Source organism: Crassaminicella profunda (assembly GCF_019884785.1).
Classification (GTDB): domain Bacteria; phylum Bacillota; class Clostridia; order Peptostreptococcales; family Thermotaleaceae; genus Crassaminicella; species Crassaminicella profunda.
The window spans coordinates 4,324,313-4,338,418 of sequence record NZ_CP082326.1; the positions used below are offsets into that span (position 1 = coordinate 4,324,313).

At 31.2% G+C, this 14,106-nt stretch carries 14 protein-coding genes, 1 tRNA gene and 2 riboswitches; of the genes, 9 read left to right on the forward strand and 6 right to left on the reverse strand.

All coding sequences use genetic code 11. The features are described 5' to 3' along the window. The first annotated feature begins 60 nt into the window (after positions 1–60). A riboswitch (cyclic di-GMP riboswitch) is annotated at positions 61–145 on the forward strand. Between the two features lie 73 nt (positions 146–218). Both K7H06_RS19905 and K7H06_RS19910 read left to right on the forward strand, forming a co-directional pair. Next, positions 219–359 (forward strand): hypothetical protein, encoded by a 141-nt coding sequence (locus K7H06_RS19905; protein ID WP_223037741.1) that lies wholly within the window; start codon positions 219–221, stop codon positions 357–359. Positions 360–505: 146 nt separating this feature from the next. Next, a complete protein-coding gene (locus tag K7H06_RS19910) occupies positions 506–1,471 on the forward strand; it encodes a stalk domain-containing protein (protein ID WP_223037742.1) in 966 nt (321 codons plus the stop codon). An 86-nt stretch (positions 1,472–1,557) separates the two neighbouring features. Here the strand turns inward: K7H06_RS19910 and lepB are convergent, their stop codons facing one another. The 4 genes from lepB to yedE form a co-directional block, all read right to left on the reverse strand. After that, positions 1,558–2,115, reverse strand: a complete 558-nt coding sequence (lepB, locus tag K7H06_RS19915) for a signal peptidase I (RefSeq protein ID WP_223037743.1) — start codon at positions 2,113–2,115, stop codon at positions 1,558–1,560. 319 nt (positions 2,116–2,434) lie between these two features. Then, positions 2,435–2,671: a putative Se/S carrier protein gene (locus K7H06_RS19920; protein ID WP_223037744.1), complete on the reverse strand. Its 237-nt coding sequence runs from the start codon at positions 2,669–2,671 to the stop codon at positions 2,435–2,437. A gap of 170 nt (positions 2,672–2,841) precedes the next feature. Next, on the reverse strand, positions 2,842–3,048 hold the full coding sequence (locus K7H06_RS19925) for a sulfurtransferase TusA family protein (protein WP_223037745.1): 207 nt from the start codon (positions 3,046–3,048) through the stop codon (positions 2,842–2,844). Then, complete coding sequence (gene yedE, locus K7H06_RS19930) at positions 3,041–4,126, reverse strand: YedE family putative selenium transporter (RefSeq protein ID WP_223037746.1); 1,086 nt, start codon at positions 4,124–4,126, stop codon at positions 3,041–3,043. The genes K7H06_RS19925 and yedE overlap by 8 nt, the downstream gene beginning before the upstream one ends. A 165-nt stretch (positions 4,127–4,291) precedes the next feature. On the opposite strand from yedE, the gene K7H06_RS19935 reads away from it, so the two are divergent. From K7H06_RS19935 to pstB, 5 genes are all read left to right on the forward strand, one after another. After that, entirely contained in the window at positions 4,292–5,440 is a 1,149-nt protein-coding gene (locus tag K7H06_RS19935; protein WP_223037747.1) for an aminotransferase class V-fold PLP-dependent enzyme, read from the forward strand. Between the two features lie 260 nt (positions 5,441–5,700). After that, positions 5,701–6,615, forward strand: a complete 915-nt coding sequence (locus K7H06_RS19940; RefSeq protein ID WP_223037748.1) for a phosphate ABC transporter substrate-binding protein — start codon at positions 5,701–5,703, stop codon at positions 6,613–6,615. Positions 6,616–6,690: 75 nt separating this feature from the next. Beyond that, positions 6,691–7,554 (forward strand): phosphate ABC transporter permease subunit PstC, encoded by an 864-nt coding sequence (gene pstC, locus K7H06_RS19945; RefSeq protein ID WP_223037749.1) that lies wholly within the window; start codon positions 6,691–6,693, stop codon positions 7,552–7,554. A 141-nt stretch (positions 7,555–7,695) separates the two neighbouring features. Then, entirely contained in the window at positions 7,696–8,529 is an 834-nt protein-coding gene (locus tag K7H06_RS19950; protein WP_223037750.1) for a PstA family ABC transporter permease, read from the forward strand. A gap of 1 nt (position 8,530) precedes the next feature. Next, positions 8,531–9,280, forward strand: coding sequence for a phosphate ABC transporter ATP-binding protein PstB (gene pstB / locus K7H06_RS19955; protein ID WP_223037751.1), 750 nt, complete (start codon positions 8,531–8,533; stop codon positions 9,278–9,280). A 33-nt stretch (positions 9,281–9,313) separates the two neighbouring features. Here pstB and K7H06_RS19960 read toward each other — a convergent pair. Together K7H06_RS19960 and K7H06_RS19965 are read right to left on the reverse strand one after the other, a co-directional pair. Next, positions 9,314–9,390, reverse strand: a tRNA-Lys gene (locus K7H06_RS19960). Positions 9,391–9,619: 229 nt separating this feature from the next. Further along, complete coding sequence (locus tag K7H06_RS19965) at positions 9,620–11,152, reverse strand: HD domain-containing phosphohydrolase (RefSeq protein ID WP_223037752.1); 1,533 nt, start codon at positions 11,150–11,152, stop codon at positions 9,620–9,622. 351 nt (positions 11,153–11,503) lie between these two features. Then, a riboswitch (purine riboswitch) is annotated at positions 11,504–11,603 on the forward strand. A 192-nt stretch (positions 11,604–11,795) separates the two neighbouring features. On the opposite strand from K7H06_RS19965, the gene K7H06_RS19970 reads away from it, so the two are divergent. Together K7H06_RS19970 and K7H06_RS19975 are read left to right on the forward strand one after the other, a co-directional pair. Beyond that, positions 11,796–13,181: an NCS2 family permease gene (locus tag K7H06_RS19970; RefSeq protein ID WP_223037753.1), complete on the forward strand. Its 1,386-nt coding sequence runs from the start codon at positions 11,796–11,798 to the stop codon at positions 13,179–13,181. Between the two features lie 139 nt (positions 13,182–13,320). Next, entirely contained in the window at positions 13,321–14,100 is a 780-nt protein-coding gene (locus K7H06_RS19975; RefSeq protein ID WP_223037754.1) for a Na-translocating system protein MpsC family protein, read from the forward strand. The last annotated feature ends 6 nt before the right edge of the window (positions 14,101–14,106 follow it).

Sequence of the window (14,106 nt, forward strand, 5' to 3'; positions counted from 1 at the left end):
AAAACTAAGTATTGAAAAATGTATAATAAATGGAATATAATAGAATTAATAAAAATGAAAATATTTTGGGAAAACGATGAAATACGTATTGTAATTAGGGCACCTAATATGTATTGAGTTAGTGGTGCTACCGACCCCAATGCTCATGATTTTTGAGTATAAGGGGTTTTTTATTACCTTTTTATCATTAAGATAGGGAAAGAAAGGAGAGATAATGAATGATGACACAAATTGAGAATCTGTTTTCTAAATTGGAATTAGAAATTCATGAGATTAATGATATGATTGAACGGACTGAAAAAGAGATATATTGTGTGATTTTAGAAATGCAGGAAGAGGATAAAAGTCATAATAATTAATGATGATAGGAATTAGATATATTATATAAGTATTCATATTTTTTCATGTATATCTAATTTGAGGGGAATCTTCTATTATTTTTGCATTGTATATAAAATAGGAGAGATGATATAATTTTTATTGAGTATGATAGGAGGGATATACTATGAAGAAGTTATTTTCAATGCTTCTCTTCTGTGCACTACTCTTGTCGAACATTCCTGTCTACGCAGATTCCTATGTTATGCATACAATTCAACCGGGAGATACCTATTCAAAAGTGTCACAACAATACAATAAGGATGTATACGAACTAGAAAAAATCAATCAGGATGTAGGGAAAACACTATATTCAGGGGATTTGATAAAAATAAACCCTGTAGCAGATGGAAAAAACATTTCTATACAAGTTGATGGAAAAAAAGTTCTCACAGATCAACAACCATATTTAGAAAATTCCCGTACCTTTGTACCTATTCGATTCATTGCTGAAGCTTTAGATGTAGAAGCAGTCTCTTGGGATAACCATACGCAAACAGCAATGTTAAAACATAATGAAAAAACCCTATACTTACCAATGGGATCAAAGAGTGCAAGTATAAATGGAATAAATATGGAATTGGATGCACCTATCAATGTTTACAAAGGAAGAACTTTTGTCCCCGTTAGATTTGTTGCGGAAGCATTTAATTGTAATGTAGAATGGAATGCGTACACACATACAGTGGATATTTACACAAAAGAACAGGATAAAGCTAAAAATTACTCAGAAGAAGATTTATATTGGCTTTCAAGATTAGTGCATGCTGAAGCAGAAGATGAACCTTTTGATGGGAAGGTGGCCGTTGCTAATGTGATCATCAATAGGAAATATAGTGATGAATTTCCGAATACAATCAAAAATGTTGTATTTGATGATAATTATGGGATTCAATTTACGCCTGTAGGCAATGGAAGAATTTATAAACAGCCTTCTGGAGAAAGTATACAAGCAGCAAGAATGGCTTTAGAAGGGAAAAATAATATTGGCGATTGTTTATATTTCTTAAATCCTCGAAAATCTAAGAATTTTTGGATTGTGAAGAATAGGAAATATTATAGAACCATTCAATTACATGATTTTTATATTTAAAATATGTAGATATAATAAAAACCCATATTACATTTATTGTAGTATGGGTTTATCTGCATTTCAACTCAGTTCCTTAAAAGATGGAGTTATTTTTGTGAAGAAATTTGTCCAAAATTTGAAATAGGTAAAAGTCTTACGAGTGCTTTTCCTTGAATTTTACTGATGTCTACAAGACCTAGTTTTCTACTATCTAAACTGTTCTCTCTATTATCGCCCATAACAAAAATCTTACCTTTAGGAATTTTGTCAATTTGAACATCACCAGAAGTAGTATCTCCATTAATGTAGTTTTCTTTTAATTCTTCTCCATTTACATAAACTTTTCCATTTTGTATAAGTAATTCATCTCCTGGGATAGCGATAACTCTTTTGATGAGACTTTTGTTTTTTCCTAACTTTAATTTTTTGATAAAATTGAAACTTTCAAGCTCTTGCTGTGAAAATTCTAAGGTTGATTTAAAAGAGATGATATCGCCTCTTTGGATTTCATGGGTGTTTTTTAAAATAAGATAATCATGATCATTTAAGGTTGGATACATGGATAGTCCATCTACCATTAGGGGTGTAACGAAGGTTGTAACAACTAGTGCAATAATAACAGCAATTGCAATTGTTTTAATCCATTCAAATATTTCTTTAAACATGGTGTCCTCCTTTTCCTATTTAAGTGCATAGGATTTAATTGTTTTCTCCCTTTTCTTAGGAAGTATAATAGGATTTGGGTGGTCTGATGATACATTTTTTACTGTACACATTATACCATAAATGCGTAATTGTAGGATTCAATTTTGTAGGGTTTGTAGATGCAAAAGTGAAATATCTATTTTTCACACAAAAAAATAACTCGGGTTAGAGGTAGATAAATAAAAAACCTGTGGAGAACACAGGTTTTTTCATTGCTTTATCCACAGGAATAGGATAATTGTTTATATGTATAACAAATCTTATAAATGTAAAATGAAATTATTCTTCATATATCAAAATATAATTGTTACCATCTACTTGAAATATTTTTTCAATTTCTTCATTAACTAATTCATAAACATGTTGATTATACTTAAACTTTGCACCAATGCCACAATTGGAACTAAGTTTTCGTGGAACGGGCATAAGTTCACAAGATATATTATCTTTTTTTGCATTTCTATCAAATTTTATGGCACCAGAATGGGTAAAAAAAACTGCTACATATTCTTTCATATAAGCTCCTTTTTTTATTTTTTAGGAAATTATAAAATTTAAAATTTGTGGATAACTTATGATTGAAAAATCAAATGTTCAACTACTTTGAGTAAGTTTTATTACAAAAAAGTGGTTTTGTAATAAAGCTTACGAGATGAGCATATGCGATTAGCTACATGCGAATTTTTTTATTTTTTTGCTGAGATTAAATAATCTTCATCTAATTCTTCTACAGATAAATCATATCCAGCATTTTTTAAAAATCTTGAGACATTATTTTTAGCTGTATTATTATCAACGATTACTTCAATAGTTGATGGATTAGAAGCAATTGCATTTTTAGTCATTAAGACAGGTTGGGGACAGGACATACCCCTTACATCAATTTTAGCCAACTTTCACATCTCCTTTCACTTTACTTTCACTGATTACCATTTCTGAGTTGAAATATCCTACTAAGGCAACGATAATGAAGCAAATGATGACAGCTATTTGCCCGTTTGATGTAGGGCCTTTAGGGCTAGATGCTAAACCAAAGTTGTGACAAATTGCAGCGCCAACGATCATACCCATAACCGTAATTACAGAATCTGTATTTCCTTCACCTGCTAGGATTAATTGTCTCATAGGACAACCACCCAGGAGAACGGATGCCCATCCGCATAAAACCATTCCTAAGAAGTTCCAAAGTCCATCAGCATGTGCAACAGGCTGACCTTCAAAACCAATATTAAAATAACCCAATAAGACATTACCAATAAGTGAAAATACAAATATAGCAATAAATCCTGATAAAAGGTAGGTATCTTTAAAAAGAATGAAGTCTCTTATGCCACCAACCATACATAATCTTGTTCTTTGAGCAAGAGCACCTACTATTAGTCCTGCAGCTAAAGCAATAAAAATTGGTGCATGCATTTTACCTGGACCTTTTTCACTGAAGAAAATAAATGCAGGTGCGCTTACTAATAAAGCAATTAATAATACATTTACAATCGGAAAAACAAAGCCTTCAGATTTTGGTAATTTATAACTTCTTCTTAAACTAAATCCCTTATTTAAGAAAAATATCCCTAAACCAATTCCTACAACAAAACCTGCAATACCAAGAATAGCATTTAAATCTCCTCCACCAAGTCGTAAAACCATTCTTAGAGGGCATCCTAAAAACATCAAAGCACCGATCATAACAGTAACCCCAAGGGTAAATCGAATAAAGGGAGATGATCCTCCTCGCACTTGGAATTCTTTTTTACTAAGAGCGATAATAAATGCACCTAGGACCAATCCCATAATTTCAGGTCTTAAATACTGTACAACAGCTGCTCTATGAAGACCTAATCCCCCTGCAATATCTCTTAAAAAACATGCAATACAAAATCCCATATTTACAGGGTTTCCGAATTTAACTAATAAGACAGCAATGATTCCAACAATGGCTCCTGTAAAGATAATTCCTTTTTTTTCTTCCATTTTTACACCCCTCCTATTTATTCTTTCAATCTTGATATTAACAATATATGGGTAAAATGTTAAATAAAATATTTCTATATATGTGCAAGTTATATAGAAATTCTTTATTGTTGTTAGTCTAAGGATATAAAATACTATAAAATGAAAGACGAGGGGGGATAAAAGATGAAGGAAATATATTTAGATAATGGTGCTACATCTTTTCCAAAAGCGCCAGGTGTTGTTGAGAGCGTGTCTAACTATTTGAAAAATATTGGTTGTAATATTAATAGAGGCGCTTATACATCATCTTTTGAAGCAGAAAATATTGTTTTTGAAACAAGAGAACTCATTTGTGAGTTATTGCACTTTGATCAGTGTGAAAATGTAGTTTTTACTAAAAACATTACAGAAAGCTTGAACGTATTAATCAAAGGGGCTTTAAGAAAAAATGAGCATGTAATTGTATCTTCTATGGAACATAATGCAGTCATGAGACCGATTCATGCGTTAGGGGAAAAGGGAATAACATTTTCAAGAGTAACTTGTAATGCATTAGGTGAATTAAATGTTGAGGACATAAAACAATATATAAAGCCTAATACAAAGGCATTGGTCATGACTCATGCATCAAATGTATGTGGTACAGTATTACCCCTTGAAGAGATAGGAGAAATATGCAAAATCCATGGGATTTACTTTATTATAGATACTGCTCAAACGGCTGGATTTTTAGAAATTAACTATAAAAAGCTAGGAGCAGATGCTATTGCTTTTACAGGGCATAAGGGGCTTTTAGGACCTCAAGGGATGGGAGGATTTATCATGAACGACCCCTTAGCAGCATATATGAATCCTTTAATAGAAGGAGGAACAGGGAGTCTTTCTGAATATGAAAAGCAGCCCTGTTATATGCCAGATAAGTTTGAAGCAGGTACTATGAATATTCCAGGGGTTTATGGACTCAATGCAGCTTTAAAATACATATTAAAAACAGGGATAAATACCATAAGAGAAAAAGAACTATTTTTAGTAAAAAGGTTTTTAGAAAGGCTAAAAAATATACCTAATATAAAAATTATTGGAAAGAAAGAAATTGAGGGAAGAACAGCCGTTGTATCCGTAGATTTTCCTCAATATGATAATGGACAAATTTCTTATAGATTATATAAAGAGTTTGGGATTATGACAAGATGTGGGCTACACTGTGCACCTTCAGCTCATAAGACATTAAAAACGTTTCCAGATGGAACTGTAAGATTTAGCTTTAGTCATTTCAATACGGTAGAGGAAGTAGATTATACAATTGATAGTATTTATAAGTGCATGGATTAATAAATAGCATAAGATTTATTGTAAGCCCTTTAAAACTTAATAGAGATCAAATAATATTGTTCTATAAGACAAGTATAATGAAAATTAATGTAGATGGATCCGTGTCTAAATTTTAGATGTTTAACTTCATTGAAAGAGGTTATTATAGATAACGATAATAATAAAACATTTCATATAGAATATATCAATGATGATAACCTAATTAGATATGATATACTTTAGTGGTAAAGACTATATATTATGCTAAAGGAGTCGTGAACATGAAAAAATTACTCAGTATTCTAACTATTACAGCTTTACTTTTAAGTCTTGTTCTTACTGGATGTGGAACCAAAGCAAATAGTGATGAAGTTGCTTCAAATATGCAAGAAACATTTAAGTCGCAAATTTTATTTAAAGGATCTTCTACATTAGCTCCAGTAATTGCAAAAATTTCTACAAACTTTATTGAAGAGTATAAAACATGGGATCAAGTAAGTGAAGACTTTCCCAATAAAAGTTTAGATATTTTTGTTTCTGCAGGAGGATCTTCAGCAGGAGTAAAAGCAGCTATGGATGGAAGCAGTGATTTTGGAATGGTTTCAAGAACTGTTTCTGATGAAGAAAAGGGAAAGATTGAAGGATACCAAGAGTTTAAACTAGGATTAGATGCATTAACAGTGTCTGTCAATCCAGAAAATAAAGTATATGAAGTGAAAAAGAGCTTATCGACAGAAGAAATTCAAAAGATTTTTTCAGGAGAATATAAATATTGGGATGAAGTAGAAAGTACCCTGTCTCATGAAGAAATTGTTATTGTTACAAGAGATCTAGGTGGTGGTGCCCATAAAGTATTCCAAAAGAAAGTTATGGGAGATAAAAAAGTTAGAGAAGATGCCATCCAAGCTCCTTCAATGGGTGCATTAGTTACAAAAATTATGGAAAATAAAAATGCTATAGGATATGCATCTTATGGAATGGTCAATCAAAATGCTGGAAAAATCATGCCATTAGATGTAGATGGAGTTGCTCCAACAAAAGAAAATATTGTAAGTGGCGATTACAAAATCTCAAGACCTCTTTTAATAGTGAAAAAAGGTGAATTATTACCACAGGAAAAAACTTTTATAGATGTACTCCTTTCGGAAGAAGGTATGAAAACAGTTGAAAAAATGGGATTTGTTCCTGCAAAATAAAAATTCAGAAGGGTTTCCTTCTGAATTTTATTTTGCTACTATTAGGTGGACGAGAAATTAAGAGGAAGTGAAAAAATGCATCAAAAATTTGAAAAAATATTTTCCTATATTATAAAAGGATTGACTTTTTCTTCTGTGATGATGCTTATTTTTATTATTGTATTTATCATAAAAGAAAGCGTGGTTCTTTTCGAGAAAGTTACAATAGTAGACTTCTTATTTGGAAAAGGATGGAATCCTTTAGGAGAACCCCTTACTATATCAATATTTCCCATGATTTTAGGAACTATTTATGTGTCTTTGTTAGGGATACTTATAGCCCTTCCTATAGGTGTAGGATCAGCTATATTTTTGACGAGTGTGTTAAATAGAAAAATGAGAAAAATAGTAAAGCCTACTATTGATCTATTGGTAGGAATTCCATCAGTGATTTATGGATTGATGGGATTATTAGTGATAGTAAAATTTTTTGAAGTGCATTTTGATTTTTCATCTGGAGAATCTGTTTTAGCAGGAGGAATCATTCTTTCTATCATGGTCCTTCCATATATTATTTCTACCTGTGATGAATCAATGATCAAAATTAGTGAGCAGTATAAAATTACTTCAGAAGGATTAGGGGTATCCAAATGGCATATGATTCGCTATTTGATTTTACCTGCATGTAAAAAAAGTATTCTTGCTGGAGTCATTTTAGCTTTTGCAAGAGCCATGGGAGAGACTATGGCGGTTATGATGGTTATTGGAAATAGTCCTGTTTTTCCAAAGATTTTTGGAAAAGCCCAGACCATTCCTTCACTTATTGCTCTTGAGATGGGAGGGGCAGGGGTAGATAGCCTACATTATCACGCTTTGTTTGCAGCTGGTTTTGTATTGATGATAATTCTTTTTTTAGTGAATATGGTTTTTCATTATATAAAAAAGAGTATAGAAATATAAATTTAAAATTTTAAAAGTAAGTTTTTAAACAGTTTTAATGATATGAATATATGTCATAGCACAATAAAAATCTTTATAGGTATATGTTTATATCTACGGAGGTGGATTAGAAGCCTTGCAATGAAGGAAGTGAAGAATCAGATGAAAAAAAACAACAAACATATAGGAATAAAGCTGTGGAGTAGCTTCAGTGGAATCATACTTATGATTTTAGTTTTATATATTAATATCTATATTTTTTCTAAGGGTGGCAGTGGTTTAAATAGTGATTTTCTATTGGATATGCCAAAGGGGTTTCCCCTTGGAACAGAGGGAGGGATTTTTCCTGCTATCATAGGAAGTATTTGTTTTACAGGGATTGCATGTTTTTTTGCGAGTATGATTGCTATAGCAACAGCAGTGTATCTTAATTTTTATTGTAGCAATAAAAAATTATGTGGAATGATTCACGTGGTTATTCAGTCTACTGCAGGGATTCCATCTATTGTTTTAGGGTTATTTGGATATACTTTTCTAGTGGTTTATTTGAATTTAGGGTTATCCTTATTGTCTGGTGGGATTGTTTTGAGTGTTATGATTTTTCCGTTTATAGAAGTAAGGGTAGAAAAAGCATTAGGGGAAATCAATAAAGAATTAATATATGCTTCTTATGCTTTAGGAATTTCAAAATCATATACTTTTTTCAAAATTATACTCCCCATGTGTTTTAGTGAAATTTTGTCTGCTATTGTTTTAGCAGGAGGTTTTGCTATGGGGGCAACAGCCCCTATTATGTTTACTGGAGGTGTGGTGTATGCACCTGTTCCAAATAGTTTATTTTCTCCTGCAATGGCTTTACCCTACCACTTATATATGTTAATTGGAGAAGGAATATCTATGGAAAATGCATATAAAACTGCTTCTGTATTATTGCTATTTCTTTTAATTTTGAACAGCTTTGGTATATTAGTAGAATTGTTTAGAAAGGTGGAATAGCATGGACGCAATCCTTGAAATCAAAAATTTATCTGTGTACTTTGATACGAAGAAAATTCTTGAAAGTATGAATATGAAAATCAAAGAAAAAAAGATTACAGCAATTATTGGACCTTCAGGATGTGGAAAATCTACTTTTATCAAAAGCTTAAATAGAATGGTAGATGAGGAAAGTAATGCTAAAGTTCATGGAGAAATATTATTAAAAGGTAAAAATATAAGAGAGTTGGAAAAAGAACAGGTACGTGAAAAGATAGGAATGGTTTTTCAAAGTCCAACCCCTTTTCCATTGTCTATATATGAAAATATGATTTATGCCCCTGTGTATTATGGAATAAAGGACAAAAAACAATTGAAAAGGATTGTAGAAGAAAAATTAAAACTTGCTGGTCTTTATGAAGAAGTAAAAGATGATTTAAAGATGAAAGCAACAAAGCTTTCAGGAGGACAGCAGCAACGTCTTTGCATTGCTAGAGCATTGACGGTGGAACCAGAAATATTATTACTAGATGAACCTTGCTCAGCGTTGGATGTAAAGAATACTGCTAATATTGAAGAAATGTTAAAAAAGCTTTCTGATCGATACACAATCGTTATTGTTACCCATAATCTTTCCCAGGCAAAAAGAATTGCTGATTATACAGCTTTTTTATTAAATGGAGAAATTGTAGAATATAAAGAGACGAAAGAATTGTTTGAGTATCCTGAAGACTCAAGGACTAAGGAATATATAGAAGGAATATTTGGATAAAAAAATATCGACTTATTTAGTCGATATTTTTATTGGTACCCCATCAGGGATTCGAACCCTGGACACCCTGATTAAGAGTCAGGTGCTCTAGCCAACTGAGCTAATAGGGTATGTCCTTTGAACAAATATGATTATACGCCTTATTCATTTATTTGTCTACCATAATAAGGAAAATTTATAATAAAATTTATATTATAGATTTTTTTAATAAATTTTCCTTTATTTATCATAAACTACTGAATGGTATATGCGGGAATGGAAATTAATTTTAAGGTAGAGTACACATCTGAATCTTTTATATTTAGCTTCATTGAAGGGTAAATAGTTGAGTATATTTTTTTAATGGATATCTTCTTCATATATTTTTTTATGAATGAATATTTCAAGAAGATCTTTATCTAAATGGTGTTGCTTTGCTTCTTTTTGAAGAATTTTGAGTGTTTTATCAAGGGGTAAGGCTTTTTTATAAGGACGGTCTTTTGCTGTTAGAGCTTCAAAAATATCTACAATAGCTAGTATTTTTGATGGAATAAGAATTTCATCTTCCTTTAACCCCTTAGGATAACCAGATCCATCTAATTTTTCATGATGAGCTGCTGCAATCAGAGGAACCTTTTCTAAATCCTTTCCCCAAGAAATGGACTTTAATATTTCATAGGTATAAGAAGGATGATATTCCATCATTACCCGTTGTTCTTTTGTAAGGTTTCCGCGTTTAACAGTTAATTGATTATATTCTGATTGATTGAGTAGATTTTTTATTTTTCCATCTATATCTTTAAAGGTTATTGAGGATATTTTTTCGAGAATTTTTATTTCGTCATTAGTTATAAAACCTTTCGTATTTAGGTTACAGATGAATATATAGTATTGATCTATTTCATCAAAAATTTGTTTTTCTTCTTCTGAAATAATATGAGAAAGCTTTTTATATTCAAGCTCCTTTTTATAATAATAAAACCTATATTTTAGTATTTCTAATTCAGATTCAGATAATTTAGTCCTTTTTAGTAAGATAGCTTCTTTTACTCCGATTTTTCCAATATCATGAAGAAGCCCAGCGTAGTATATTTGATGGATTTCCTTTTGAGAGAAATAGAGGTTTTTATATTTTCCATAGGTCGTTTGATTAACAGCTTTTGCAAATATAGCTGCGTATTTAGCAACACGAATAGAGTGACCAGCAGTAGTAGGGTCCCTTTGGTCAATGGTTGCTACCATACTTTCAATAAAGGTTTCGAACAGGTTTTTTATTTCTTGATAAAGCTTACTTCTTTCTAATAAAATAGCAGCTAAAGAAGCTAACGAAGCAATAGTATTTTCTTCTTCTTCTGAGAAGGGGAGGGTGTGATTTTTATAATCTTCTTTTGTTATTAGAGGAATATGATAATCCTTTTTTTTGTTGATAAGTTGTAGAACACCAGTTGTTTCACCCTTTAGATTTTTCATGGGAATAACTAGCATATTGATGGTTTTATAGTTGTTTTTTTTATCAAAGGAATCATTGTATTTGATTCCTATAGTAGAAGGGATATCACTAACTCTTCGAAAATTATATGATTTTCCTGTTAATGCACAAAATCCAGAGATACTTTTTTTGTCAATAGGAAGGAGGAATTGTTTAAAAGGAAAAATCTTCGAATAATTTCTAGCGATTTTAAATCGTAGATACTCTTCTTTTTCCTTTTCTTCTTTTATATAGATACTTCCTCCATCGCTATCTGTAATTTTCATACTTTCTTCTACAATCATTTCAAGTAATTTATCTGTATTTTGCTCTGCTGAAAGATGGATGCCAATTTTATTCAATCGATCTAATAACTTTTCTTGTTTTTTAATTTTTTTATAAGCATTCTCTAATGCTTTTCTCATTCCTAACTCCCCTTTGCATTTTGCATAATATTCAAAACTCTCTACAAATAGTATATGGAAAAAATTGTTTAAAAACAATCTGTTTAAGGGGAATATAGAATTAAATAAAGAAATAGATATAAAAAAGACAAGCTGTAAGAAAATTTAATAACAAACGAAAGAAATTATGATCTAATTAAAAATAGGGGAAGAGTATCTTGTATAGGGTTTAGTAAATATACTGTGATGAAATCTAACAAAGTTTTGAGTGATACAAAAGAATGAATAGCATGAATCTTGAATGAATTTCAAATTATCCCTAAATATTGGTTGCTGTTGACTTTTCCAGAGTAGAATGGTAATATACATAAAAATAAATAGAGAAAAGGAAGCCATATAATTCTGATAATAGGGTTCAGAAGTATCTACTAGAAACCGTAAATTTCTTACTATGGTAAATCGATAGATCAAGTAATTACTTTCGTAGTTGTAGGATGTATAATTGTTTTTTTCAATAAATTTGAGAAAACTTATTGAGGGTCGTTGTTATTATACTACTGTATACATAAAAGTTTATAGACATGATTTATAGGCAGGAATAAATCAATTCTGTCATCAGATTTACCCATAGTCTGATGGCAGAATTTTTTTAGGAGGGAAAATAATGGAAAACTTCTTTAAATTATCTGAAAATAAAACAGATGTAAAAACAGAAATATTAGCAGGATTTACTACATTCATTACAATGGCATATGCCCTTTTGGTTATTCCAAACATATTAAAGGCTTCTGGGATGAATGCTGCAGGACTTAAAGGGGATGCAGCTTTAGGTTTATCTATTTTGGAGGACCCTGTGATTGCGTCTGCTTTTACAGGAACTTGTATCATTGCAGCGATTGGTACCTTGGTCATGTCTTTATATGCAAACCTTCCATTTGCTGTAGCACCAGGAATAGGACTTACTGCATTTTTTTCATATAGTGTATGCTTAACACTAGGGTATACTTGGCAGCAAGGAATGGCTGCTGTAATGATTTCTGGAATTTTATTTATTTTAATTACGGTTACATCTATAAGAGAAAAAATAGTAAATTGTCTTCCTCAAAATATAAAGGTGGCAATTACTGCAGGGATTGGATTGTTTATTGCGCTGATTGGCTTAAAGAGTGGAGGAATTGTTATTGCGAATCCTGGAACACTAGTAAGCTTTGGGAACTTTACAGATAAAAATGTAGTCCTTACAGTAATAGGTATTGTAATTATGGCAATTCTTATGGCAAGAGGTATAAAGGGAGCAATGCTCATATCTATTTTATTGACTACTGCAATTGGGATTCCAATGGGGATTACAAAAATTGAAGGACTAAAACTGATTAGTATGCCTCCATCTGTAGCTCCTACATTTATGGCTATGGATTTTAAAGGATTATTATCCCATGGAGGCCAAGGAATTATTGGAGCTCTTACCAGTGTATTTATGGTTGTTTTAACCTTTAGTTTAGTAGATCTCTTTGATACTATTGGTACATTAGTAGGAACAGCTCAAAGAGCCAATATGATTAGAAAAGATGGCAGCATTAGAGGAATGAAAAAGGCACTTCTAGCAGATGCTATTGCAACGACTTTTAGTTCTATGTTTGGAGGGGCAACTACTGCTACATATGTTGAATCAACTGCAGGAATTGCAGAAGGGGGAAGAACAGGACTAACTACATTAGTTGTAGGGATTCTTTTCATTCTTTCATTATTCTTTGGAGGGGTTGTAGGGATTGTGCCTGCACAAGCAACTGCACCAGCACTCATTATTGTAGGGGTTTTAATGCTTGAATCTATAAAAGAAGTGAATTTTACAGATTTTACAGAAGCTGTACCAGCATTTTTTACGATTGCTATGATGCCTTTTAGCTATAGTATTGCAAATGGTATTGCTGCAGGGATTATATTTTATCCGATTATGAAAGTAAGTGTAGGAAAATATAAAGAGGTTCATCCGATTATGTATATACTTGCTGTATTGTTTATTGTTAGATTTGTATTATTACCTCAATAAAAAACTGCCGAAAGGCAGTTTTTTATTTTTCTATTGAAATTTATATATTTATACAATAAACTATAATGAAAGGATTATTTTATCCATAATATAGAGATATTTCCATTTATAAATATATGAAATTTCAAGGGGTGGTTCTATGATAGATATACAAGGAATTATGAGTAATCTAAAGGTTTTATATGTAGAAGATGAAGAAATTACAAGAATGATTATGAAAAAAATGTTAAAGAAAAAGTGTGGGAAATTTTATATAGGAAAAGATGGACAACAAGGAATGGAACTATATCATACCCATAGACCACAGCTTATTATTACAGACCTTAGAATGCCCAATATGAATGGAATGGAAATGATTAAGAAAATTCGTAAGATAGATCAAGAATGTGGCATTATTATTGCTACAGAAATAGAGGAAAAACAGTATATTTTAGATAGTGTGCATATAGGAATAGATCAGTATTTAATTAAGCCCATAGATGAAAAAATGTTGATAGATGCTTTTGATAGTGTTATAAGAAAGATTATTGGAAGAATGAAAGAAAAGGAGATTAGCCATTTATTATATACGAATAAAGTAGAAAAACAAAAGCTAGAAGATGGTATTAAACTAAAAATTTCTCCGTTCTTAAAAGCCAAAACGGGAAAAGGACCGAAAGATATCAAGGTATTTATTCAAGGAATGCAAGTAAATATTAAAGCATCAGGTGTACTTACTGTTTTTGAAGAAACACTGATACAAAATGAAGAGAATATTACTTTGGTGGATTATAATAGAAAAGTCTTTTATAAATCCCAAAGAATAGAAATAGAGAAATTATTAGAAGCTATTTTAAATATGAAAGTATCTCTTTTAGATATTTATACGAATGCAAGTTTAAATGTAGATGAACTGATTTTTCGTCTTAATATAGAATAACCAAGG